This is a genomic window from Vibrio rubrogenes (assembly GCF_059641415.1).
The window spans coordinates 116,367-141,481 of the sequence record NZ_JCARSY010000004.1 but is presented as its reverse complement, the minus strand read 5'-3'; the positions used below and the strand labels follow the sequence as shown (position 1 = coordinate 141,481).

The window sequence follows — 25,115 nt, the reverse complement described above, 5'->3', positions numbered from 1 at the left end:
ATCATCTCCACAGAAGAGAACGGAAAGTAAATACAAATAAATCTTTACAGAAAAAATAATTAACAACAAATGATTGAACAATCTGGGCGATTAATATTGCAATTGGAGCACCAATAACCCCCATAGACTGAACAAGATAAACATTTAAAACCAAAGCTAATAAAGCTCCGACTATAGTTTGAATTAATATTATTTTAGGTTTTTTCTCATTGATAACCCAAATAGTTTGGCAACACCCTATACACACAGGTAAAAAAGATAATAGATGAACGATAAATATATATTTACTTAAAGAAAAATCAGCACCATATAAAAAAGGAATCAGATAGTACAATAAACTTCCATAGAGCAAAATACTAAAAAAGCTGCCCCACCAAAAAACAAACATTAACCGTTGATATAATAAAAAATATCGTTCTTTATTGTTTTTAGACAAACTTGCTAGAATAGGGGAAAAACTTGTAACTATAATACCTGGAACAAAAAATATCATTTCAGCAAGATTTGCACCAACAGAGTATAATCCAACAGCTCGATTTCCTAAAAAATATTCTACGGTCATAATCCCAGAACGCATAAATGTTATCACTGCAAGGTTAGAGATCATTAAAGGGAAAGATTCTCTTAATATTTCTAGATAATAACTATCATATCGGAATTTAGGTAAACGTATTACAAATACTAATTTATATTTACGGTAGAGTAGATATATCAAAATAAAGCTTATCGTTATAATTTCTAGAGGGACAGCAATTAAGTAAAAAGAAACTGAACCACCATACCATATAATAAAAACCTTAAACAATGCAGAAAAAACATAAGCAATTATTTTAGCAATTACTGTATATTTGCTTTTAATTTCACTTTGAAAAAACAAATCACAAACATTACCTAATGAAAAGATTAAACCACAAGATACTATAGCAATTGCTAAGAAATTTTTTCCAAGAGAAAATGCAAAAAAAATACTCAGGAAAAAACTTAAAAATGCAGAAATAAGTCTTAGAGATACTGTAACATTCAATATAAACTTTTTATTATCTTTGGACTGACTTAACTCTCTAACAATAATTTGATTTAACCCAAGAAGATTGATTGCATCAAAGAAAGCAACAAAAGCAATAGCGTAGCTAACTTCACCATAATACTCTGCTCCCATTTTCCTTGCCAAATATATATTCACAAGGACACCAATTATCAATCTAACAAATTTATCCAGAACAAGCCATCCTGAATTAAATATAGATGAAATTATTTTATCTTTCAAAACAATCATTTAAATTCATTCAAGTATAGTTCAGATAACCCACTATCTATATTATGTGATGCTTTCCACCCTAGACTAGACAATGCACTAATATCAGCACAGCTTTTCATTAGCTCATGATTTCTATATTTCAACGCACCATACAAAGGTTCTTTATTATAACCTGTTAGAATACATATTTTCTCTACTAGTTTCTTTATTTGTATTGGGTTACCTGTACCTATATCTATTTTATCATATCCACTAAATTGATGAATGTGTTGTATCACTGTTTCAATCGCGGTCAATAAGTCTTCTATATATATATAATCTCTATATTGTTCCCCGGGTGTTAATTTAATTTCATCACCACGAATACAGAGTTGAAAAATATTATTAATAAATGAATTATGACACTGAACCCCATAAAACCCTTCCAGATTCAGATTGATATAATCAATATTGTGCAGGTGTGAATAATGAATGAAAATTTCGTTGAGATGATGTTTTGTTAGAGAATACAAGTTCATATTTTTGGGTAAACTACTCCCACAATTAATAATTCTAAAATTTTTATTTTCTTCAAGTATGCTATCGATAATTTTTATAGGGAACGTAACATTCGCCTCTAAAATTTCATTGATTGACTCTCCATTTCTTCCATAGCATGTTACTGTATTAATAATTAACTCTGGATTAAAATTTAAAATAGATTGTTTCCATTCAGGATGGTTTATATTGACAACTTGACAATATTCACTAGAAAACGGATGTCTAACCAACCCAACTATAGAATTGTTTTTTTGTGATAAATACTTGGCTAGATTTCTCCCCAAGTAGCCATTTAGCCCTAGTATTATAATTCTCATATTATTATGAATAACTCAGCCCAAAAAACTCTTCAAATTTATGAACAATATAGTCAAAATGAATTATATCTAGTCCAGGATACAAACCAATCCAGAAGGTTTGATTCATAATTCGGTCAGTGTTGATTAACTCTCCAACAACTCTATAATTTATATCCGAAAAATAAGGTTGACGTGTCAAATTCCCAGCAAATAACAGTCGTGTCCCTATCTTGGCTTCATCTAAAAATTGAATCAACTCTACACGATTTACTCCTGCACTTTCTTTTAATGTAATAGGAAATCCGAACCAAGACGGTTCTGAATTATTTGTAGCCTCTGGTAATTCAATAAAATCAGTACAACCCTGTAATTTTTCCTTTAAATAGATAAAGTTTTCTTTCCGTTTTCGAATAAATTCCGGCAGTTTGTCAAGTTGAGCTAATCCGCAAGCAGCTTGCATATCTGTAATTTTAAGGTTGTAACCTAAATGCGAATAAGTGTACTTATGGTCATAACCATAAGGTAGAGTTCCCAATCGCTGGCAAAAACGTTGTCCACAAGTATTGTCACATCCTGGGTCACAGTAACAGTCTCTTCCCCAATCTCTAAATGATTCGATAATTCGTCTTAATTTACCTGATTGAGTAAAAATTGCACCACCTTCACCCATAGTAATATGGTGAGCTGGGTAAAAACTTACCGTTGCTATATCACCAAAAGTACCGACATGCTTGCCATCATAAAGCGTTCCTAAAGCATCGCAGCAGTCTTCAATAAGCCACAAGTTATATTTGACCGCAATCTGCTTAATTTCCTTGAGATTAAACGGATTTCCTAACGTGTGAGCAATCATGATTGCTTTGGTTTTTTCTGTCACAGCAGCTTCAACTAACCGCGCATCCACATTATAAGTTGGTATATCTACGTCAACAAAGACTGGAATTAATCCATTCTGAATAATGGGGTTCACAGTTGTTGGGAATCCTGCAGCCACAGTAATCACTTCGTCCCCTGGTTTGAGGGCACGATCCTTTAGCTTTGGTGATGTCAGTGCAGTCATTGCTAATAAATTCGCAGAAGAGCCTGACGTCGTTGTCAATACATGCCCCCCACCAAAGAATTCGCCTAATTTTTTCTCAAAAGCTCGATTAAACCGACCCGTTGTCAACCAGCCATCTAAGGATGCTTCAACCATATATTGAAGCTCTTCTTTACCAAGAACTTTACCAGAAGGTGGGATAACATCTGCACCCGGATTAAAAGCCTTATGTTGATATTTTTGTTCAGCATATTGGCTTACTAATTCTGCGATTTGAGTTCGTAGTTCTTGCTCAGTCATGCTTAATCTCTGCTCTCGATATAATTTTTAATTTCATTCAAACCATAATCTTGCATATTTTCACCACCTAACCATGCATGGTGCCAATTCACAATACCTTTTAAACTTTTGGATAAATTCCAACGAGGATGCCAATCCAGCAGTTGAGCTGCTTTAGAGCAATCTAATTTTAAGTAATGAGCTTCATGAGGATGTTCGCCTTTTGTAACTCTCCATGATGCGCCATTCCCCCAGAACTGAGCGAGTTTATCAACAATATATTGAACGGTACGGACATCGGCACTATAAGGGCCAAAATTCCACCCGCCGCTATAGTCAGCCCCTTGCTCATATAACTTTTCCGCTAATGTCAAATATCCGGATAAAGGTTCAAGGACATGCTGCCAAGGCCGGATCGCATTTGGGCTACGAATCTCAACTTCTTGTTGTTGTTCAAATGCCTTTAACACATCAGGGATTAACCGATCTGATGCCCAGTCTCCTCCACCGATGACATTACCAGCTCTGGCTGAGGCAATTGCAACACCATGTCTGGCATAATTATCAGGATTAAAATAAGAATTACGGTATGCGCTGATAACTAACTCGGAGCATCCCTTACTATTAGAATAAGGGTCATATCCTCCCATGGGGTCAACTTCACGATATCCCCACACCCATTCACGGTTCTCATAACATTTATCACTGGTTACACATACAACCGCACGGACAGAATCAATTTGTCGAATCGAATCCAGTAGATGAACCGTCCCCATCACATTACTTTGATATGTTTCAATGGGATTTTCATAGGAATATCGTACCAACGGCTGAGCAGCCATATGAATCACAATATCAGGACAAAAGGTTTTGATAGCCTGACAGAGTTGCTGGTAATTACGGATATCACCAATCTGGTGCTCTGAACACAACTCATCAAGCTTTGCAACATGGAATAGACTTGGTGTCGTAGGCGCTTCAAGAGAAAAGCCTTTGACTTGCGCTCCCATCAAAGCCAGCCATGATGTCAACCAGCTCCCTTTGAAACCGGTATGACCTGTTATAAATACTTTCTTTCCTTTCCAAAATAATGGATTTGCCATATCACTACTCCCACAACTTCCATGGAGCTTGGCGAGTCTCCCATAATTCCTCAAGTTTCATTTTGTCACGCAGCGTATCCATAGGTTGCCAGAAACCGTCATGGCGATAGGCCATTAATTCCCCATCCGCAGCCAGCTGATTCAATGGGTTTTGTTCCCAAGTGGTCTGATCGTCATCAATCAAGTCAATGACTTTAGGGGAGAGGACAAAGAAACCGCCATTAATCATGGCCCCGTCCCCTTTCGGTTTTTCCTGAAATGAACGCACTGAATCTTGCTCTATCGTAAGAACACCGAAACGCCCGGGAGGATAAGTGGCTGTCAGTGTCGCAAGCTTGCCATGGGAACGATGAAAATCTAATGTCTTGGCAATATTGACATCGGCAACACCATCACCATAGGTAAAGAAAAACTCAGACTCATCCTTAATATACTCTCGAACACGTTTCAACCGCCCCCCGGTCATTGATTCCTCACCGGTATCCACTAATGTAACTTTCCAAGGATCAGCCCGTTTATGATGGACATGCATATGATTTTTTGCCATATCAAAAGTAATATCCGACATGTGCATAAAGTAATTCGCAAAATATTCTTTAATCACATACCCTTTATAACCGCAGCAAATAATAAACTCATTTACACCATAAAAAGAATATATTTTCATGATATGCCAAAGAATAGGTTTCCCACCAATTTCAACCATTGGTTTCGGCTTGATCACTGTTTCTTCACTTAGCCGAGTACCTAATCCACCGGCTAAAATCACAGCCTTCATAAATCACTCCAATAATTATTATTCTACGGACATCAAAGAAATTTATCACATAGAAATATCATTCTGAAAAAATAAACACCTTACAGAATTATATGAACTAACCGTGGTATAACCCATATTACTACTGAGAATTATCATTTATTTTATTGTTAATAATTAACTGTCTAACGAAAACAATTAATACAGCAATAAATCCACCCAGTACACATGCAATTGCTATAATTAACAATCGTCTTGGTTTAACTGGACCAGTAGCAACTACTGCCGGGTCTACAGTTTTAAGAACGTATTCTTGGTGGACTTTGGTTAACATTAATTTCTTTGTTTGTTGCTCAACCAGCTGATATAACATTGAACGAGTATCAGCCAAACTTGTCTGAAGAACCTGCTGATTTAAATAATTGATACTATTCTGAGCATCAGTCATATCCTGAAGGCGAATCTCATGATTCAAATCTTCTACTAACCAATTTACCCACTGCTGAGATATATACGGAGAATAAAAGTCAACACTAATTGTGATCATTTTTGCCTCAGTATCAATATCAATCTGTAATATTTCTCGCTTAAAATAATGGATGGCGACAAGCAATTTCGGCTTGATGACTCTTCCTTCTTTACTCACCCATTGACTGCTCTTTACATCGTATATATCGGAGTTATATATTAGCTCCTCACTCTCTTTATCCCATCCTTCTGCAGCCATTAAAGGAACTAATAAATCATGTTTCAGAATAAAGTTTCCGATAAATTTTCGAGATTGAAGTACCTGTATAGCATACAACGCTTTTTGTACTCCTGAATAACCATTACCAACATTAATACCAGCTAGCGATGCCAAGCCTCCAAATCGACTCGCAACAGACTCGAGCTGAGACGTTGTATCAGCTGTTGTTGGCGTGAGCAGAACATCAGCCCGATAAATATCAGGTTTCATAAATGCATAAATGCCCCCGACAATTGCGAAAAATAAGGTACAGGTAATAATGAACCATTTGGCGCGCCACAATACAGCAAACAACACGCTGAAATCTATCTCATCATTCATTTCTTTTGGCTGTGATATCGGAGACCTAGCTTCCGGAAGATCGATAATTCGTTGGCTTTTATGTTCAGTCATAAATAGTCATTGCCCTTCTAATTCCCAAACGTCTATCGTCACTGACTCACAACGTATATTGATTACTATTAAAAAATCAATCATTTAATTGCATTCCATGCGACACCTATCTGATACATCATTTGTGTTGCAGTACTAAATGTACTTAAACCGTCCAGATAATCTGTATCAATCGGAACAACAATAGTGTCTCCGGGCTCTAAAGGTTTCTCTGAACGAACAAACCAGTGAGATTGATTAGGTAACATTACCGCACCATTAGCCCGAATCACATAAACACGGTCTGTATCCGCCTGTTTTTTCTCTCCGCCGGCTAAGTTAATGTATTTCTCGACAGACATGCCGGATTTGAATGTGAAATTACTTGCGATTTGTACCTGGCCAAGGACAGAAATAGTATTTCTTCGTGGCGGAATATAAAGCTTGTCGCCATCTTCAAGCATGACATCATCTTGGGCGTTACCTAATAGAATATTAGGCAAGTCAATCACTAAACGGCCAACAGCAGGAATATCTAACAGATCATCGACAACTTTCATCGCTTCTGTCGGAGATGAGGTATACGTTGCAGCACTACTTTGACGTCGGAGTGTCAGTGAAGCGATCTCTTGCCGGAGATTATTGGTGACCATTTTCATCCGCTGCTCTTCTTGTAAACGGAGAACCTCACGACTAAAGACTGCACCTTGCGGATAGGCAAACTGGGAAAGTCCCCCTGCACGCTTCACTAAATCTTGAATTGTTTCGCCCTGGCTAATCGTGTAACTTCCGGGATGCATCACTTCTCCCTGAATCTCCACAATATTGTTTGTCTTCCAGTTCGTTTTACGTTGAATCACAATTCGATCTTTTGATTCGAGCAAAAAGTTATCATTAGGATTGGTCAGCGATTTCAGTAAATCAAACTGCTGGTGATGAATCGCAATTGTGCCGGGCATCGGAACAACCCGGGACAACTCAGCCTCATCTTTAGCCGCCGACTCCAACAGCCCACCAGCCGCAGCAATTGCATCTTTTAGGCTGCCGCCTTCAACCAGCGGATATACGCCCGGATAACGAACAGCGCCACTGATTTCATAGACTTTCGCTCTCTCGCCATTGACTGCTTGTAGTTGTAACCGGGTAATTAAGGGTTCTAATAATCTCGCACGCGACGCAGGATCACTGTTTTGCATTTCCTGCTGACTTTTGTCGTTATCCTGGATAGCTAACTTAGGCTTTTCACTATCAACCAGTTCAATTCCGGTTACTTCATCCCGCTTTTTAGGGTGCTTCAGCGTCTTCTGTTTTTCAGCATGAGTAAACAAATCATCGGATGTTGCCGGCTGTCGTTGTACGGACTCACTCTTCCATTCATTCAAGGAAATATCGCTAGCAAAAACAAAAAGTTGATCATTTGACTGCAATAAAAGATCATCCGCTGAATTCATAATATTGATGGCATGATTCAAACTAAATTGTAAGACTTTGATGTTATGTTTATATCCCGTTTCGCGCACAATGATCGCGTAATCAAGATCCGCATTCGGTGCCAGATCATCCGCTGAAGAGAATAAATCCGACACTCTCATTCCCTGAGAATAGGCATACGCACCTTGCCGAATTGCTGCACCTCTCACAATCACTGCATTTTTTAATACACCACTAACTGGGTTAATCGTAATATCATCACCATCTTGCAGGACAAATGACTGGTCTTTATCTTGGGTCAAATCAAGTGTATGGATATGAATTCCATTGTTTTGATAGCGCTTAATCTGAAGTTGAGGTAAATAAGCACTCGCTTTACTTCCTCCGGCAAGCTCCATGAGCTGCTCAATGGTAGTTCCCGATTTGATTTCATAAATCGCAGGACGTTGTATTTCGCCTCGGATGCTGACAGAAGCACCTTTGGGGCCAACAAATATAGTATCACCTGATTGCAGCCGAATATCATTTTGCTTATTTCCATCTAATAACAAATGATATAAATCCAATTGTGTAACAACTTGATTATCCCGACGAACAGTAATCTTTCTTAATGAACCACTTTTATTAAATCCCCCAGCCGCAATTAATGCCTGAGTGACAGTAGCTAGACTGGGAATATTGTATGCACCCGGATGATAAACATCACCAGTAACATAAACTTGCATCATTCGTAATGAGCCAAGTGAAATAGCGACATCAACACCCAATATCTGTTTTTTGATTCGTTCAGTCAGATTGGCTTTCAACTCACTAAAAGTCTGACCGGCCACATGAATCGGCCCCAGTTCAGGAAACTGGATAGAACCATCTCGTGAAACACTCAGGCTATAACTACTATTCTGGCTGCCGAACAGTTGCACACGAATTTCGTCACCAGCGGCAATCAGATAATTATTCGGAACCGGTAAATCATCAACGGGGGTATAGCTTGAAGGCTGGCCTGAGAATAAATCATAACCAAAGTCAACTAATTGTTCAGAGCTACCGCCCTGTTCTATTTGAGTGTCATCCTCTGTTTTTGGTTTTTTATCAACATTTCTCGGCTGTATCGTCTGAACTGGCTGAGACATCTCTCCAGCCTCACCCGAGCCCATCAAAGTTGACAGATCAACACCATATTGCCGAGCCAATGCCTGCTGTTGCGCTGGTGATAACTGCTTAAATTGGGCGAGTTGTGATGCGGTGAAATTGGCAGACCAAGAAGAAAAACTACTAAAGAAAACAAAAAAAACTATAACTAATCTGAATAGAATATATCTCATCAAGTTCATCCAATGTCCAAACAATTGATAGTGAATCGATTAAAAACGAAAATCCCAGTTAACCCAGTAATTCCATTTATCGGTTTGATTATTTTTTGTATCAGGAATGAAATCAGAGCCTAATGTCAGGCGACTATTTGCCAACGGCAGACGCACGTAGGCCGTTAATTTTTTCAGGGTTTCATCATCTGTCTGCTGATAACTCTGCCCTTGCAATGTCCATTCCCAGCTATCAGGCGTGATCCAAAGTAGTTTCAATGATGTTGCTTCCCCGCCATCCATGCCATTGATTGACTGATAGTCATGTTGCCCAACCATTGTCGTACGATCAGACAACATGTTTCGCCATTGTTGCTTTGCTTCATCAGTTAACTGCTTGACCTCTGCAACCCAACGTAACGACTGCCCACCAAGATCAAACTGGCTTTGCCAGCCGATGACCAGAGAACCCAATGAGCGATCATTGACTAAACTGGCTCCCTGCGCATAAATACTCTGAGTCAAGACGGTTCCCACATTTAATGCTGGCAGGCTCAAGCGAATATCAACACTATATTGCTCTTGTTCACCGTCCTGCGGTTGAACTGACCCCGTCAAATATCCATCCCAGTCGGGTTTATCAAACCACTTCTGATAAACCAAACCAATATTCAACCGGTTGACAGGACTAAACTCAAATCGATTCGACCACTGCTTATCATTCCGGTTTGGTGTTTCATTAAATCCCCAGAAAGTTTCAGCATGCCAGCTACCGAGTATCGGCCAGTCATAGGCATCATAAGCCAAGCTAAAACCGGGCACAGTGTTACGCGTATATCCCCAAGCCAGATTGTAGATCGAAGTCGGGCCCCACCAATGTTGCAGACTGCCAAAAGTTGCACTCAGATTTCCCAAATTAACAGCAATATAACTATCATCCAGTCCATAGTCAGTGTCTTCATTGCCGAATTTATCCGGCGAACGTTGATAGCTGGCTGCAACACGAAAAGCATATTCACTTTCTACGAGTTCATAACTCGATTTCACCTGCCAGTGTGTGGTTAGCGGTGCGGCAAAACTCCTGTCGTCCCGAGGAGCACGAGCGTACCCCAAAGAAACATGCTTGTTGCGGCTATTTCCTATAGAATCTTGGCTTAAAGCGTAACTGAGATGTTGATAGGCTTGCTCAAGCGACGGGGGGAGTTGAACCATCTGCATCAGCTGCAGATCGGTATCAAGGCGAGACCAACGTATTGGATAGGAATTGATAGGTACAGAGATAAGACCAGCATCCGCCAGCATCTGTAGATCAGACCTAAGATAGGCATCATTCATGGGTAACCAAGGTGCCGCTTCACTTTTCAAAGAAAAAAGCAACGGTAAACCAATAAGATAAAATGAAAAGAATCTTAGAGTTATATTTTTAGCCAACAAGATTATACTCACACCACAAAAATAAACTGACGGTAATTAGAAGAAAGAAGATTGGTTCAAGTACGCTACCGCCCTTGGGTCAGCCTCCCAGAAAGCATGCTAAGACTCATCCTTGTACTCAAAACAAACACTCGCACATCGCGAGTAAATACGGTCAAAAACGTTGTCTGGATCAGATTCTCAAAAAAATACGCAGTGTACCCGATCTATTTTCATTCTAACTAAGTGTCAATGTGTCAATATTAGAATTTTTAGACAAAACAGTTTAAAAATCCAGATATGCTATACATATTAGAATTGCTCACTGCTTAAATACAATATAAATAGGTAATATCATATAAAGAACAAACAATAAATCACCTGAAAACGTCCAGATATTTATACCTGTGTTTCATAGTATTAGTAGAGAAAATCCAATTTGGCAAATGCTCAATTAACCAATTGACACATAGTATTGATGTATCATTCTTACCATACGTCATATCACAAATTATTTAAGAAAAACCCTTATTTTTCATCTAGATAAAGTTACAATAATATAATTAAAAGCATAAGCCTGTCTAGACTTATGTTTTTAATTTGAGAATCAAATTTGAAACACCAATTTTCTGGATTACAATAACTAAATACATTCACCAGAAAATCTTATAAAACAGAGAACAAGAAAGGGAAGCACCTCTAAATCAAGTTAATGTGAAGGCAAAAAACGCAACAAGATGCGCATAAAAATCTTGTGGAAACAGATTATGAATTTTTTATAATAACTCAACATAAGCCGATAATTTCACACAGCCTAGTTTACATAACCTTCCCAAATGTATTATGTTTAATAAGCTCTTGTGTATTTTGTGAGCAACATCGATGTTAATGTTATTTCCTAGGAGATAAGTATGAAGAAAACGGCAATTACTTTACTGGCAATGTTTGCTTTCAGTGGTATTGCATATGCTGGCCCGTCTGCTGGAGTTGTTTCCGGTAGTGCCAGTGGGACTGGTGGTGCTGGTGCCGCCGGCGCAGGTGCCGCTGGTGCTGGTGCTGGTGCCGCTGGTAGTGTTGCAGCAGCGACTGGTGCAGCCGTTGGTGGAATAAGCGCAACTATTGCAGCAGCAACTGCAGCGATCGTTGCAGCGACAGCTGTCGCGGTCAGTGCTTCTAATGACACAACAACAACAGTGACTTCAGCTCAGTAACAGTAGTTATTGACTATTTGTTATGTAATAAAAACAACAGCCGTCTTTGGCGGTTGTTGTTTATTTCATTTGATTATGCCTCTATGACAAAATTCTTTCGTTGTTCTCACTATTATTACTTATTTTTCACACTATTACTCTTTCTTGCCGGATGTGCTCAAAACGCGCAGGACTTGTCTGAAACTATTCAGTCAGCTTTTTGGGGACCGGATAATCATGCCATTTCACCAGACAAGGTTGAGGAACTGCCTTACGCAAGCTTATATGTCAGGATGGGAGAAAACCCATTAGCCCTGATGATACTCACATGGGCCGAACCAACCAATTCACCAGAACATCCGGCCAATTTAAAGTGGCTGTCAGCGAACCGAGAAATGTTGGTGACACAAGCAGGTCGGGTGATTAAAACCGTCAATTTAAAAGAGGGCAACCTCATTCACCTTGAGTCAGCAAATATTGATCCACTGGTACTAGGGCTCCAGAAAGACACAACACCTCATTCTTGGAAATACAAAATAACTTGGTCTCCTGGATATCACACCCGCTATCAGGCGCTATCTACATTTACGCTACAAGAGATAGAAAACAAGCACTTGCCCAATGGAACTCAAGCCCTGCTTCATGTTATTGAACAGGTCGAGATTCCACAGATAAAACAACAATATCAGAATCACTATTGGCTCAATCCCCAATCGGGTGAAGTGATTGCAAGTGAGCAGTACATTTTTCCGGGGTCAGAAAGATTAACCCTTTCTCTCGGCAAGCGTTATGTGGGAGACAATCGCGGATGAAGTCATGGAAAGTCATCGTTTATTTAACCTTATGCATCAGCACTGGCGTGGGATCCGTTTCATTTGCTGCATCATCGACTGATGTAGAGATTCATTTTGAATCATCACCACAACGCCATCTCACCTACAATCATCGCCCTCGGCTCGATGAGGTTGTATTACAGGCGCTGAATAAAACGGACGCAGATAGGCGTAAGATCGACTGGTTCACATCCGGCATATATGACATCAATGTCGAATTAAAGTTAAAACAACAAGTTTTCGGCGTCATCGCAAAGCAGCAAGCCATTGCCAGTAAACGATATCATGGTTCTTGGTTCTATTGGTCACAGCTCAGAAACTCACTCGAATCACTACACTATGCGAAGCGAATTTTTCACACGATTGATCCAGATGCAACCCGCCTCAGTCTGCCACTGAATCCTAAACTGACCGGTAACTGGCTCATGACGCTAAAATACACGCCTAAAGATGTGCTGGTTTTAGGTGGCGTTACAAAACCGGGAAAACAAACGTGGCAGCCTCGTCTGGATGCGGGAAGCTATGCGCAAACAGCCGGGCTATTTGATAACACCATTTCGAAAGTCACGGTGATCCAACCCGATGGTAAGGTCGAACAACACCAGACGGGATACTGGAACTACTCTTTTTCAGAAATCGCCCCGGGGGCGATTGTTTATGTCCCTCTTCCGGTAGAAGAACTCCCTGTCATTTATCCAAATGATCGCCTCCAAAATCCTAACGACCTTGTTGTCGAGCTACTAAGAAACAGATTGCCATGATGAAACATTTATCCGGTGCTTTAAACTGGCCACCCTATGCATCCATGACGATAGCGACGATTGTCTTTGGCCTGAATTCGCTAAACGCCTATTCAGACGAGTTTAGCCCACCATCACTAACCCACTCCCAATCCGATTTCGGCGGTGTGGGATTAATTCAGATGCCGAGTGGCAGAATGATGCCCGAAGGAGCACTTGAACTGAATGCCACCAACAATGATGACTATATATACTACTCTTTGTCTCTACAGTTATTCCCTTGGCTGGAAACGACTATCCGCTACACCCAGATCCATGATTTGCTTTATAGCAACGATGCATCCTTTAGTGGTGATACAAAATATACCGACAAATCAGCCGATGTAAAACTGAGCCTTGTGGATGAAAATTTTTGGCTACCCCAAATTTCTGTCGGATTTAGAGATATTGGTGGTACGGGACTCTTTGACGGTGAGTTTATCGCGGCCAACAAACAGTTCGGCCCACTCGATTTTACCCTTGGTATTGGTTGGGGATATATCGGTAACCGGGGTAACCTATCCGGTGATCACCAGACCTCTTCCGACTGTGGCAGAAGCACAGGCTATCAGGGCTCCTCCACTAGCAGTATCTCTCTTGGAAATATGTTTACCGGATGTGCTTCGGTCTATGGCGGGGTCGAGTATCAGACGCCATTCGAACCACTGGTCTTAAAACTGGAATATGATGGGAATGATTATCAGAGCGACTTCCCCGTTACTCAGGGCAAGAAGCCCATGCATGTGGCGACACCGTGGAACGTCGGTCTGGTGTACTCTTTCACGGATTGGGCGCGTTTAAAACTGAGCTATGAACGGGGCAATACTTTCACCGCGGGTATCTCACTCAATACTAACCTCGCAACCCTGAGACCGGTCTGGATTGACGAACCACGTCCGGATTACCATCCGCAACCCAAGAAAAGCACGCTGTCAGAAGAAGAATGGCAACAACTCGTCGCTGATGTGCAAAAAATCGCTGGCTACCAGCAGGTATCATTCCGGCAAGATCAAGAGAGCAAGACCGTAACACTCACCGGGACTCAGCAAAAATATCGCCATAAAAAAGAGGCTGAACAACGCGCTGCATTAGTGATCGCTAACAGTGGTCTCGATGCCGATACCTATAAGATTGTTGAGACTGCGAATGGGCAACCTCTCACCGAAACACAGATCAACGCTTATGCGTTTGAGCGCGTCGCCAAGAATGATTATCCCGGGGCTGATTTTGATGATGCCAAAACAACAGGTGAACCCTCTGTTATCTCCGGAGAATTGAAGGCCCAAAGTTCCAAAAACTGGCAGTTTGGTCTCACCCCGTCCTTACAACAATCTTTCGGCGGGTCTGAGAATTTCTACCTCTATGCCATCGGGGTAAAGGCCAATAGTAGCTATCGGATGGGACAACATTTCATCCTTTCCAACAGCTTATACGGCAACATCACGGATAACTATGATAAATATAAGTATACTGTGCCGCCTGATGGGACTGATTTAAAAAGGGTCAGAACGCTGGCACGCCAATATTATGATCATACTTTCCGCATGGACAGTCTTCAACTCACGTACCTTGATCATTACGGAGACAATATCTACGGGCAAGCCTATGGCGGTTATCTGGAATCCATGTTTGCCGGCGCCGGTGGTGAAATCATCTATCGTCCGCTCAATCAGAACTGGGCTTTCGGTATCGACGGGAACTATGTCAAACAGCGCGATCCTGATAGCGTGTTGGGACTCTATAAAGAAGAACGGCATTTTGATCCACAAACCGCCCGTTACTACCGTGTTCAAACGGGGGCGTTTACCGGTCACGCGACACTTTACTGGCAGCCGCAATTTTGGTCTCTCTTCAATAATACCTTGCTCAAGATCAGCGCGGGTCAGTACCTCACCGAAGATAAAGGGGTGACCGTTGATTTCTCAAAACAGTTTGATAGTGGTGTCATCGCCGGCGTATTTGCCGCGAAAACCAACCTATCAGCGTCAGAGTATGGTGAAGGGAGCTTTACCAAAGGCGTCTATATTTCGATTCCGCTCGACCTAATGACAATTAAGCCAAGTGTCAATCGTGCCAATATTTCTTGGTTACCACTGATGCGGGACGGGGGACAAAAACTCAATCGGCAGTACGAGCTTTACAATATGACCGATGCTCGCTCACCTTGGTTTACACGAGCTACCACGGAGTAATATAACCCTAATCAAAAATTTCAGTTTAAGGTTGGATAAGTTAGACTATTACAGGATTGATCATCGTAGATGATGCTTATTTTCCAGCCTAACAGAATTGATAATAGGTAAGGTAAGCGAAGGATATTACAATATAACTTACTGATATATAAAACATCCTTCGTTTATTTCAACTTGGTTGAAATAAATTCGCATTGATAGATATTATAGGGTGTTAGACAGACTCACACAGATGAAGACTCAGAAATCATGTTACTCGTAGATAGTTCGACAATAGTATTGATAGCATTTGTTCTGACTATCCTTGGATTAATCCACTACCAGTTATATCCTGAGCGTGTTTTCGGTGCATTACTCCTGTTTTTATATATAAGCAATTTGGTTTCCAGTGAGCAAGTCATCGCCAGTTTTGCTAATCCTGGTCTACTAACTCTAATTCTCTTAATCATATGTTCCCTTGCTTTGGAAAAGACTAAGATACTTAGACTTATCGCAAATTATGTCATCAAGCCTGGATATTACGCAACTTGGTTCAGACTATATGTGGTTACAACAATTTCTTCAGCATTTCTCAATAATACAGCAGTCGTTTCAACAATGCTGTCTCCAATTCGTAATAACCCTTACCACATGGCTAGCAAATTGTTAATTCCATTGTCATATTCGGCAATTTTAGGCGGCACTCTCACTCTGATTGGCACTTCGACTAACTTAATTGTAAATAGTATGGTTATCGATCAAGGTCTCCCCGGGCTAGGTTTCTTTGATTTTACACTGGTAGGTTGTGTTCTCGTTTTATCATGTGGCTTCACCCTGTTGCTATGTTCCCGCTGGCTCCCCGAACAAACAGCTTATCACACCATAGCGTCAGACTATTTTATTGATATTTCTGTTCATCCGAGTTCCCACCTCATCGGAAAATCCATTGAGAAAAACGGATTACGCAATTTGGAGTCACTGTTTTTAGTAGAAATTCTACGGAGAAACAGACTGATCTCACCAGTCGCTCCACATGAAATCATTGAATCTGGAGACCGTCTTATCTTTAGTGGTGATATTAAAAAAGTCACTCAGCTGACACAATTTGATGGTCTGAGCTCCTTTGCCGACCAGAATGGTCTACCGTTGAATAATTTAACTGAAGTCATTATCCGTCCGGATAGTATATTAGTTGGACAAAACCTCAAGGAAGTTGGGTTTAGGGCCTTATTTGATGCAGCAGTTGTTGGCATTCGCAGAGACGGTGAGAAACTCTCAGGAAAGTTAGGTGATATCTCACTCCGCTCGGGGGATTATCTAATTCTGGCAATTGGCGACGACTTTAAGTCACGTCGGAATATCAGTAAGAATTTCTATCAAGTAAGTGGAGTAACAACCGAACAGTACCTACATGGAAATCAAGAGAAATTAACAATTGTTGGATTTATTACAGCAATCACACTCGCTGCAATAGGTATCGTTTCTTTATTCAAAAGCCTGCTTATTTTCCTTGGTTTGTTAATTTTCTGTGGATGTTTGAACCCAAACGAAATCATACAGAGATTCCCCAAAAACATTTGGCTGGTTATTGCAACAGCGATCCTTCTTTCTCAGACCATCAGCCAATCAGATGATTTTCTCGAATTAGGTTTGTGGGTACAAAAGCATCACTCTATTTTTACTCCTTTCATCGGATTACTACTAATCTACGGAATCACTTGGATTTTAACAGAGCTAATAACGAATAATGCAGCAGCAGCCCTAAGCTTTCCGATAGCATATGGTCTTGCAACCAACATGGGCGTTGATCCCAGAGCATACATCTTGGCAGTTGCTTTTGGCGCGAGTGCCAGTTTTATCAGTCCTTACAGCTATCAAACGAACCTTATGGTTTATAGTGCTGGGCAATATCGTCTAGTCGACTTTGTTCGTATGGGCTTGCCGGTCAGTTTCATGTATGGTGCTGTTGTCATTGGATGTATTACAATTTTTTATTTGTAGTTATGCCTATTTATTTTATCAAGGGACATAGAAATGACACTTTCTCCTGAACGTATGACCCACCTGAAACAGCTAGAAGCTGAATCAATACATATTATGCGGGAAGTCGCAGCTGAATTTGATAATCCCGTAATGCTGTATTCTGTTGGTAAAGACTCTTCCGTCATGCTGCATCTTGCCCAGAAAGCATTTTCCCCAGCAATTCCGCCTTTCCCTCTGATGCATGTCGATACGACATGGAAATTTAAGGAAATGATCCAGTTTCGTGACTATATGGCAAAGAAACTTGGCATGAAATTGATTGTCCATCAAAATCCTGAAGGATTAGCAATCAAAATCAACCCTTTTATCCACGGGAGTTCGAAGCATACCGACATCATGAAAACCCAAGGATTAAAACAAGCACTCGATAAATACCACTTCGATGCCGCGTTTGGAGGAGCCCGACGCGATGAAGAAAAGTCCAGAGCTAAAGAACGTGTTTATTCATTTCGGGATGAACACCACCATTGGGATCCGAAAAACCAGCGCCCAGAATTATGGAACATCTATAATGGTCGGATAAATAAAGGGGAAAGTATTCGTGTGTTTCCCTTATCGAATTGGACCGAGCTAGACATCTGGCAGTATATATATCTGGAACAAATTGAAATTCCCAGTCTTTATTTTGCTCAAAAACGGCCAGTAGTTGAACGGGATGGCATGTTAATTATGGTCGATGATGAACGTATGGAGTTAAAAGAAGGAGAAGTAATAGAAGAAAAAATGGTACGTTTCAGAACATTAGGCTGCTACCCACTCACTGGAGCGATTGAATCTAAAGCAACAACTCTTCCAGATATTATTCAGGAGATGCTTTTAACAACAACTTCAGAAAGGCAAGGGAGAGCAATTGATCATGACAGCTCAGGTTCGATGGAAAAGAAAAAACGTGAAGGATACTTCTGATGAATACTTCTGGTGTACATCAAGAACAGCATAATACAGACCTGAATATCGTATGGCATTGTTCATCTATAACACAATTGGATCGCATTAAGCAGAAAAATCAAAAACCAGTCGTACTATGGTTTACCGGATTAAGTGGTTCAGGGAAGTCAACCATTGCAAATGCCGTAGAAGTACGTTTGTTCCGGCAAGGAAAGCATAGTTACCTGCTTGACGGCGATAACATACGCCACGGACTGAACAAAGATTTAAGTTTTAACGATACTGATCGGGTAGAAAATATTCGTCGTATCGGTGAAGTAGCAAAATTGTTTGTTGATTCAGGATTAATTGTACTGACTGCATTTATTTCCCCATTTGCCACAGAGCGCCAACAAGTCAGGGCATTGCTTCCAGAAACACAATTTCTGGAAATTTACATTGATACCCCACTGACAGTCTGTGAAGCCAGAGATCCGAAAGGCCTCTACAAAAAAGCTCGAACTGGAGTTATCAAAAACTTCACCGGTATCGATTCTGAGTACCAGCCACCGCTTCATCCAGAAATTCATATCAAGACAGAAGAAAAATCAATTGAAGAATGTGCTGAAGAAATCATCGAAAGACTTCGACAACTCGGTTATCTCGAAGGAGAAAAGTAATGCATTATGACATATTTAACGGGGATGCCGACGGTATTATTGCTCTGCTACAGCTACGCCTTGCAACCCCTAAGCAAAGCCAGTTAATTACGGGCGTAAAAAGAGATATCAAGTTACTCAATTATGTTATGACAGCTGGTGATGCCACCTCAGTAACAGTACTTGACATCTCCATGGAAAAAAACACAGCATCATTACAAAAATTACTGGATCAGGGAATAACCGTATTTTATTGCGACCACCACCGTAGTGGTGAAATACCTCAATCACCATACTTAGAAGCACTCATTAATCTTGATTCCGATGTATGTACAAGTCTACTCATTAATCAAAGATTAAATGGTCAATTCGTTACTTGGGCTATTGCTGCCGCTTTTGGAGATAATCTTCATCAACGCGCACAATCTATCGCAGAAAACGAAGGTTTAAATCAGGAAGACACTAATTATCTTTGTGAGCTTGGAACACTCATCAACTATAACAGTTATGGTGCGAGTCTTGATGATTTGCATATTCCCCCAGCAAAGCTTTTTCAACAGTTACTAAATTATCCAGATCCGTTCATGCTTAGGGAAGATCCCAAATCCCCCTATTATCAGTTACAAAAAGGCTATGCATACGATAATTCCAGAGTCACAGGTATAACACCAATCGCAGAAAATATGGTTTGTCGAGTATTTGAACTACCGAGTGAAGCTTGGGCCCGTCGTATCAGTGGTGTTTTCAGCAATGAGTTAACTAACCAGTCCCCAGAACAAGCCCATGCGGTATTAACTCTCAATGAAAACCAAAAAAATTATACCGTCAGTGTTCGAGCACCATTGAAAAACCGGACGGGAGCTGATGAGGTATGCTGTCAATTTTCCACAGGAGGAGGGAGGAAGGCCGCTGCAGGAATCAATGCACTTCCCCTTGATGAGAAAACGCACTTTATCGATGTGCTTACCCAATATTACCAACAGAATTGAATCAAACTATTGCTGAATAGTTTGATAAAGAGGAAGAGACGATGTCGCACTCATCAGAATTGATTGAAAAAGATATTGAAGCTTATCTTAAAGTTCACGAAAACAAAGACATGTTACGCTTTTTGACTTGTGGTAATGTCGATGATGGAAAATCGACATTAATTGGCCGACTGCTATACGACAGTAAGCTCATCTATGAAGATCAGATGGCTGCCATTGAAAAAGATTCACAAAAATTTAATACCACAGATCAATCATTTGATTTGGCACTTCTGGTTGATGGACTTCAGTCAGAGAGGGAACAAGGCATCACAATTGATGTTGCTTATCGTTACTTTTCAACTGATAAACGTAAATTTATCATCGCAGACACACCAGGACATGAACAATATACGCGTAATATGGCTACAGGCGCATCAACATGTGCTCTTGCAATTGTCATGGTAGATGCTCGTCATGGCATTCAGACTCAAACTCGTCGCCACAGTTATATATGCAGTTTATTAGGCATAAAACATGTTATTGTTGCTATAAATAAAATGGACTTAATAGACTATAACCAAGAGGTTTATAAGAGAATAAAAACTGATTATCGAGATATGGCTAAACACCTCAACATCGATGATATCCGCTTTGTTCCAATTTCTGCATTACTTGGTGATAATGTGGTAACCCCCAGCCAAAATATGGATTGGTATCCGGGGGCGACATTAATGAAGTTGTTAGAAACAGTGAAAATCGATCAGGATAAAGATCTGGAGCATATGCGCTTTCCAGTTCAGTATGTGAATCGAGCTAATCTCAATTTTCGAGGCTTTTGTGGCACGCTTGCCTCTGGGCTATTACAGGTTGGAGATGAAATTACGACTCTGCCATCAGGAAAAAACTCTCGTATTAAATCAATTTACACGTATGACGGGGAGTTGGAATTAGCGCGCCCAGGGCAAGCATTAACCCTAACTCTTGAAGATGAAATTGATATTTCCCGCGGTGATATGCTGGTCCATAAAGGTCATGAGCCTGCAATTACAAAACAGTTTAATGCGAATGTAGTGTGGATGAGCGAGACGCCACTGAGAACTCATAAAGAATATATATTCAAATTTACCACCAAGTCCTGCACAGGAAAAATCTCTGCAATTCCATATAAAATCGATATCAATACATTAGAACAACACGCAGAAAACCGTGAATCTCTGGATCTAAATGAGATAGCACTAACAACAGTGGAATTGACTACCAGTATCGCCATCGATCAATATCGACGTCTCCCTCAGACTGGTTCATTTATTATCATCGACCGTCATAACAATGCCACTGTAGGTGCAGGAATGGTCGAAAACATCTCGACACTATCCACAGAAGAAACACGGTTCTATACTCAGGCTGATAAAGATCTTAATGCTTACATTCGCAAACATTATCCCGAATGGGGTTGTATAGAAATTTAAGCGAATACTGGGTTAAGTAAGTAATTACTTAACCCGATCGCCTGAACCTTTACCCACGAGGGTCTGAAAAATATAAGCAAAATAGTTGCGAATATTCATGGTCTGAATCATTTTCTGATCCAATTCAGCAACCAATTCGGGCGTGGACATGTCAACTTCGTTCACCTGCGCTAATCCGGTAATCCCGGGAAGAACGTTAAAAACACCCCGTTTATCTCTTGCTTCTATCAACTGTGTCTGGTTAAACAAACACGGTCTCGGGCCGACTAAACTCATCTCACCTTTCAGTACATTGATAAGTTGCGGTAACTCGTCGATTTTGGTTTTCCTTAAAAATGCCCCCAACTTTGTCACAGAAGTCGCCCCAACCAGATGTGTCGCGACAGACTGAGTATTTGGCGGCATCGTTCTGAACTTAATCAAAGTAAATGGCTTTTGCTGCCGACCAACCCGGGTTTGGGTAAAAATAGGGCTCTTTGTATCAAAATATCCTAAGATACAAACACACAACATCACCGGCCACAAAATCATAAGCCCCAGTAATGCAAAAACAAAATCCAGTAATCTAATCATTGTTGCTCTTTCTGTTGTTGATATGCCCGAACCGTTTGTCTGAGGCCATCCTCAAGAGAGACTGGCGGAGCCCAACCTAACTTTTCTTTTGTTGCACGAATATCAAGTTGCAGAGGATAGCATAACCGTTGACCAACCGCTCGCCTCCCCAGTAATGATAGTCCCCATAATAGCAGCCGGGGGGGGATTGGTATCAGACGAGACGGCACATTCATAACTTTCGCTAAAAAACGTAAGAGCTGGGAAATTGAGATATCATGATCATCGGAAACAAGAAATGTGTTCCCCGCGGCAACCGGATGGGTACAACACGTGATGATGAGATCAGCCAGATTATCGAGATAGACCAAACTTCTTTTCGCCGGAATCGCCCCGAATGGCAGTGGGATAGCCCGATGGATCCAGTTCATCATCGACAAAAAATTCGCTTTAACCCCAGGCCCGTAAACCAGCGGCGGACGAACGACCACCACTTCCAGCCCGGTTTCACCAGCAAGCTGCCATAGCCCGACTTCTGCCTGATATTTACTCACTCCGTAAGGGTCTTCTGGTTGTGTATCCAATGTCGGCAAAAAAGGTTGCCCTGCTTTTGTCCATTCACCGTTGACCTTAATTGAGCTGACAAAAATAAATCGCTTCACGCCAGCTTTTGCAGCTTGACGCGCTAAATTTAGCGTACCAAGCACATTCACATCTTGATAAGCATGTTGCGCTTCAGCCAAAGATTCATTCATTTGATGCACTCTGGCAGCACAGTGCACCACACAATCGACACCATCAAGAACCGGAGTCCAATCGGTATCCGGTTCTAATGCACAAACAATCGATGATTGCCGAGAATGATCTGCTGCACTTCTGCTATGTGTCAAAACATCCCAACCTTGAATGTAAGCCATTTGTGTGACGCGTCTTCCAACAAAACCAAAACTACCAGTAACTAAAACTTTCACGCGACACCCTGCAAAATGTTCATGCTCAAAAATCGACCTATGACGTCGATTACTTTCAATAATATCGAGTTTACAATTGATCCTGATGAAGTGTAAGACTTAAACTAGGCCGTCTGTGCTCAAGAACAAAAATATATAACCGATAACAAGACATCAATCTTCCATATCTCAGTGAGATCAATTAGGCATAAAGCAATGTTTACTCCGATTCAATTACTTCTCCGAACCAGACGTCGCAATAAGCGCCTGATTAGTGTCTGTTATGATATCTTTGCTGTACTCACATCACTAATCTTTGCAATGGTTCTCCGCCTTGATGGTTTTCATTTCGTCCTGGGGTACAGAGAGAGTTTTTGTGTTTTAGCAACGCTGTTTGTGACGCTGATAACTTTTGTTCGGTTTGGCATGTATCGCGCAGTGCTTCGTTATATGATGTTCCCTGCGATCGGGCATATATTCTTAGCCGTTTTCTTATCGTCGCTGACTCTGGCACTCAGTGGTTTTTTCTTTCAGGCATTTATTCCCAGAAGCGTCCCATTTATCTATGCTGGTTTGGCCATCTTGACGCTGGGAGGACCGAGGATCCTGATCCGGACAATTTATTACTACGATTACAAACGACGCAAACCAAATGTCTTTATATACGGTGCGGGTGCAACTGGCAGAGATCTGGCCTATGCGCTGATACAAGGTGATGAATACCATCCGGTTATCTTGCTGGATGATGACCCGCTCAAAGCCGGACAAATTATGTTTGGTATCCGAGTCCATCATAGTGATGAATTCGAACGGTTGAAATCGCTCTACCAACCGGTGAAACTGTTACTTGCTATCAATAACATCAGCAAAGGAGAGCGACTGCGGTTGCTTGAAAAACTCTCTCATTGGCCAATAGAAGTACAATCGGTCCCCAGCGTAGAAGATATTGCAACCGGTAAAGCAAGGGCAACTGACGTCAGAGATCTGGATCTGTTTGATCTGCTCGGACGAGCGCCCGTTGACCCTGACCCCACTTTATTGTCAAAAAATATCACTGGTAAAAGTGTTATGGTCACCGGTGCCGGTGGTTCGATTGGTTCTGAGCTCTGCCGTCAAATTTTGTCACAAAATCCGACGACATTGATCCTATTCGAACTCAATGAGTACAATCTATACAAGATTGATCAAGAGCTTCAATCAATAAAAACACGGAAAGATCTGCATACAATAATCGTAACTGCACTGGGTTCCGTCCAAAGAGAAAACCGTGTACTGAAGCTTATGCAGGCTCACGATGTAGAAACGGTTTATCATGCCGCAGCCTACAAGCATGTTCCTATTGTTGAAGATAACATTGTCGAGGGTATTCGTAACAATGTCTTCGGCACATTATCCTGTGCCAATGCAGCAATTGAGGCTGGTGTAAAAAACTTCACGCTCATATCGACCGACAAAGCCGTTCGACCGACCAATATTATGGGAGCAAGTAAACGGATGGCAGAGCTTGTGTTACAAGCACTTGCCGATAAAAATACAGGTACAGCATTTACAATGGTCCGCTTTGGCAATGTATTGGGCTCTTCTGGTTCAGTCGTTCCACTTTTTAAAAAACAAATTCGTCAGGGTGGTCCTGTTACGGTCACACATCCAGATATTATTCGCTATTTCATGTTAATTCCTGAGGCAGCACAACTTGTCATTCAAGCAAGTGCAATGGGACATAATGGGCAAGTGTTCGTATTAGATATGGGAGATCCGGTAAAAATATTGGATCTGGCAAAAAGAATGATTCATTTAATGGGAATGAAAGAATATTACGACGGAAAAGTAGATGAAGGGGACATCGAAATCCGTTTTACAGGATTACGTCCCGGTGAGAAATTATATGAAGAGCTATTGATTGGGGAAAATGTCGAAGGGACGAGCCATCAAAAAATTATGACTGCGTCTGAAGACAAACTTTCGTGGGCAGAAATGGAAGATCTGTTATCTCAACTCGATGTATGCTGCCATGATTTTGATGTGAAGTGCATCAAAAGAATTTTACTTAATGCACCTACTGGTTATAATCCTAAGAGAGAGGATGTTTAA

The 25,115-nt window shown here is 41.0% G+C and carries 20 protein-coding genes; 10 read left to right on the top strand and 10 right to left on the bottom strand.

Translation table 11 applies throughout. The features are described from left to right. Window position 1: 1 nt before the first annotated feature. The 8 genes from AC55NX_RS05135 to AC55NX_RS05100 all read right to left on the bottom strand — a co-directional run bounded on the left by AC55NX_RS05135 (window position 2) and on the right by AC55NX_RS05100 (window position 10,492). Complete coding sequence (locus AC55NX_RS05135) at window positions 2-1,276, bottom strand: flippase (protein ID WP_496994761.1); 1,275 nt, start codon at window positions 1,274-1,276, stop codon at window positions 2-4. Next, window positions 1,273-2,115, bottom strand: a complete 843-nt coding sequence (locus AC55NX_RS05130) for an NAD-dependent epimerase/dehydratase family protein (protein ID WP_496994760.1) — start codon at window positions 2,113-2,115, stop codon at window positions 1,273-1,275. The genes AC55NX_RS05135 and AC55NX_RS05130 overlap by 4 nt, the downstream gene beginning before the upstream one ends. Window positions 2,116-2,119: 4 nt before the next feature. Further along, window positions 2,120-3,436 (bottom strand): lipopolysaccharide biosynthesis protein RfbH, encoded by a 1,317-nt coding sequence (gene rfbH, locus AC55NX_RS05125; protein ID WP_496994759.1) that lies wholly within the window; start codon window positions 3,434-3,436, stop codon window positions 2,120-2,122. Window positions 3,437-3,438: 2 nt separating this feature from the next. Next, window positions 3,439-4,518 carry a CDP-glucose 4,6-dehydratase gene (gene rfbG / locus AC55NX_RS05120; RefSeq protein ID WP_496994758.1) on the bottom strand — a complete coding sequence of 360 codons (1,080 nt, stop codon included), beginning with the start codon at window positions 4,516-4,518 and terminating at the stop codon, window positions 3,439-3,441. A 4-nt stretch (window positions 4,519-4,522) separates the two neighbouring features. Next, complete coding sequence (gene rfbF, locus AC55NX_RS05115; RefSeq protein WP_496994757.1) at window positions 4,523-5,296, bottom strand: glucose-1-phosphate cytidylyltransferase; 774 nt, start codon at window positions 5,294-5,296, stop codon at window positions 4,523-4,525. A gap of 121 nt (window positions 5,297-5,417) precedes the next feature. Further along, window positions 5,418-6,416: a Wzz/FepE/Etk N-terminal domain-containing protein gene (locus AC55NX_RS05110; RefSeq protein WP_496994756.1), complete on the bottom strand. Its 999-nt coding sequence runs from the start codon at window positions 6,414-6,416 to the stop codon at window positions 5,418-5,420. Window positions 6,417-6,496: 80 nt separating this feature from the next. Beyond that, on the bottom strand, window positions 6,497-9,148 hold the full coding sequence (locus AC55NX_RS05105) for an SLBB domain-containing protein (protein WP_496994755.1): 2,652 nt from the start codon (window positions 9,146-9,148) through the stop codon (window positions 6,497-6,499). Window positions 9,149-9,187: 39 nt separating this feature from the next. After that, window positions 9,188-10,492, bottom strand: coding sequence for a capsule assembly Wzi family protein (locus AC55NX_RS05100; protein ID WP_496994754.1), 1,305 nt, complete (start codon window positions 10,490-10,492; stop codon window positions 9,188-9,190). 959 nt (window positions 10,493-11,451) lie between these two features. Here AC55NX_RS05100 and AC55NX_RS05095 point away from each other — a divergent pair. The 9 genes from AC55NX_RS05095 to cysN all read left to right on the top strand — a co-directional run bounded on the left by AC55NX_RS05095 (window position 11,452) and on the right by cysN (window position 21,522). Beyond that, the gene (locus AC55NX_RS05095) at window positions 11,452-11,751 is read left to right on the top strand and encodes a hypothetical protein (RefSeq protein WP_496994753.1); all 300 of its coding nucleotides are present in this window, start codon (window positions 11,452-11,454) and stop codon (window positions 11,749-11,751) included. Between the two features lie 83 nt (window positions 11,752-11,834). Continuing rightward, window positions 11,835-12,542 (top strand): YjbF family lipoprotein, encoded by a 708-nt coding sequence (locus AC55NX_RS05090; RefSeq protein ID WP_496994752.1) that lies wholly within the window; start codon window positions 11,835-11,837, stop codon window positions 12,540-12,542. Beyond that, window positions 12,539-13,324: a capsule biosynthesis GfcC family protein gene (locus AC55NX_RS05085; protein ID WP_038178821.1), complete on the top strand. Its 786-nt coding sequence runs from the start codon at window positions 12,539-12,541 to the stop codon at window positions 13,322-13,324. The genes AC55NX_RS05090 and AC55NX_RS05085 overlap by 4 nt, the downstream gene beginning before the upstream one ends. Before the next feature lie 44 nt (window positions 13,325-13,368). Next, on the top strand, window positions 13,369-15,534 hold the full coding sequence (locus AC55NX_RS05080) for a YjbH domain-containing protein (protein WP_496994798.1): 2,166 nt from the start codon (window positions 13,369-13,371) through the stop codon (window positions 15,532-15,534). A gap of 249 nt (window positions 15,535-15,783) precedes the next feature. Then, window positions 15,784-17,514, top strand: coding sequence for an SLC13 family permease (locus AC55NX_RS05075; protein ID WP_496994751.1), 1,731 nt, complete (start codon window positions 15,784-15,786; stop codon window positions 17,512-17,514). Window positions 17,515-17,547: 33 nt separating this feature from the next. Next, window positions 17,548-18,462, top strand: coding sequence for a sulfate adenylyltransferase subunit CysD (cysD, locus tag AC55NX_RS05070; RefSeq protein WP_496994750.1), 915 nt, complete (start codon window positions 17,548-17,550; stop codon window positions 18,460-18,462). Further along, the gene (gene cysC / locus AC55NX_RS05065; RefSeq protein WP_496994749.1) at window positions 18,462-19,103 is read left to right on the top strand and encodes an adenylyl-sulfate kinase; all 642 of its coding nucleotides are present in this window, start codon (window positions 18,462-18,464) and stop codon (window positions 19,101-19,103) included. The genes cysD and cysC overlap by 1 nt, the downstream gene beginning before the upstream one ends. Further along, window positions 19,103-20,071: a DHH family phosphoesterase gene (locus AC55NX_RS05060; protein ID WP_496994748.1), complete on the top strand. Its 969-nt coding sequence runs from the start codon at window positions 19,103-19,105 to the stop codon at window positions 20,069-20,071. The genes cysC and AC55NX_RS05060 overlap by 1 nt, the downstream gene beginning before the upstream one ends. 41 nt (window positions 20,072-20,112) lie before the next feature. After that, a complete protein-coding gene (gene cysN / locus AC55NX_RS05055) occupies window positions 20,113-21,522 on the top strand; it encodes a sulfate adenylyltransferase subunit CysN (protein WP_496994747.1) in 1,410 nt (469 codons plus the stop codon). A 24-nt stretch (window positions 21,523-21,546) separates the two neighbouring features. Here cysN and AC55NX_RS05050 read toward each other — a convergent pair whose 3' ends face one another. Further along, on the bottom strand, window positions 21,547-22,095 hold the full coding sequence (locus AC55NX_RS05050) for a sugar transferase (RefSeq protein WP_496994746.1): 549 nt from the start codon (window positions 22,093-22,095) through the stop codon (window positions 21,547-21,549). Continuing rightward, window positions 22,092-23,045, bottom strand: a complete 954-nt coding sequence (locus tag AC55NX_RS05045) for an NAD-dependent epimerase/dehydratase family protein (RefSeq protein ID WP_496994745.1) — start codon at window positions 23,043-23,045, stop codon at window positions 22,092-22,094. Before AC55NX_RS05045 ends, AC55NX_RS05050 begins: the two co-directional genes overlap by 4 nt. 195 nt (window positions 23,046-23,240) lie before the next feature. On the opposite strand from AC55NX_RS05045, the gene AC55NX_RS05040 reads away from it, so the two are divergent. After that, window positions 23,241-25,115 carry a polysaccharide biosynthesis protein gene (locus tag AC55NX_RS05040; RefSeq protein ID WP_496994744.1) on the top strand — a complete coding sequence of 625 codons (1,875 nt, stop codon included), beginning with the start codon at window positions 23,241-23,243 and terminating at the stop codon, window positions 25,113-25,115.

Bases quoted from the DNA above. Each gene is read 5' to 3' on its own strand.
- AC55NX_RS05135 (WP_496994761.1), bottom strand. From the start codon at position 1,276: ATGATTGTTTTGAAAGATAAAATAATTTCATCTATATTTAATTCAGGA.
- AC55NX_RS05130 (WP_496994760.1), bottom strand. From the start codon at position 2,115: ATGAGAATTATAATACTAGGGCTAAATGGCTACTTGGGGAGAAATCTA.
- rfbH (WP_496994759.1), bottom strand. From the start codon at position 3,436: ATGACTGAGCAAGAACTACGAACTCAAATCGCAGAATTAGTAAGCCAA.
- rfbG (WP_496994758.1), bottom strand. From the start codon at position 4,518: ATGGCAAATCCATTATTTTGGAAAGGAAAGAAAGTATTTATAACAGGT.
- rfbF (WP_496994757.1), bottom strand. From the start codon at position 5,296: ATGAAGGCTGTGATTTTAGCCGGTGGATTAGGTACTCGGCTAAGTGAA.
- AC55NX_RS05110 (WP_496994756.1), bottom strand. From the start codon at position 6,416: ATGACTGAACATAAAAGCCAACGAATTATCGATCTTCCGGAAGCTAGG.
- AC55NX_RS05105 (WP_496994755.1), bottom strand. From the start codon at position 9,148: ATGAGATATATTCTATTCAGATTAGTTATAGTTTTTTTTGTTTTCTTT.
- AC55NX_RS05095 (WP_496994753.1), top strand. From the start codon at position 11,452: ATGAAGAAAACGGCAATTACTTTACTGGCAATGTTTGCTTTCAGTGGT.
- AC55NX_RS05090 (WP_496994752.1), top strand. From the start codon at position 11,835: ATGACAAAATTCTTTCGTTGTTCTCACTATTATTACTTATTTTTCACA.
- AC55NX_RS05085 (WP_038178821.1), top strand. From the start codon at position 12,539: ATGAAGTCATGGAAAGTCATCGTTTATTTAACCTTATGCATCAGCACT.
- AC55NX_RS05080 (WP_496994798.1), top strand. From the start codon at position 13,369: ATGACGATAGCGACGATTGTCTTTGGCCTGAATTCGCTAAACGCCTAT.
- AC55NX_RS05075 (WP_496994751.1), top strand. From the start codon at position 15,784: ATGTTACTCGTAGATAGTTCGACAATAGTATTGATAGCATTTGTTCTG.
- cysD (WP_496994750.1), top strand. From the start codon at position 17,548: ATGACACTTTCTCCTGAACGTATGACCCACCTGAAACAGCTAGAAGCT.
- cysC (WP_496994749.1), top strand. From the start codon at position 18,462: ATGAATACTTCTGGTGTACATCAAGAACAGCATAATACAGACCTGAAT.
- AC55NX_RS05060 (WP_496994748.1), top strand. From the start codon at position 19,103: ATGCATTATGACATATTTAACGGGGATGCCGACGGTATTATTGCTCTG.
- cysN (WP_496994747.1), top strand. From the start codon at position 20,113: ATGTCGCACTCATCAGAATTGATTGAAAAAGATATTGAAGCTTATCTT.
- AC55NX_RS05050 (WP_496994746.1), bottom strand. From the start codon at position 22,095: ATGATTAGATTACTGGATTTTGTTTTTGCATTACTGGGGCTTATGATT.
- AC55NX_RS05040 (WP_496994744.1), top strand. From the start codon at position 23,241: ATGTTTACTCCGATTCAATTACTTCTCCGAACCAGACGTCGCAATAAG.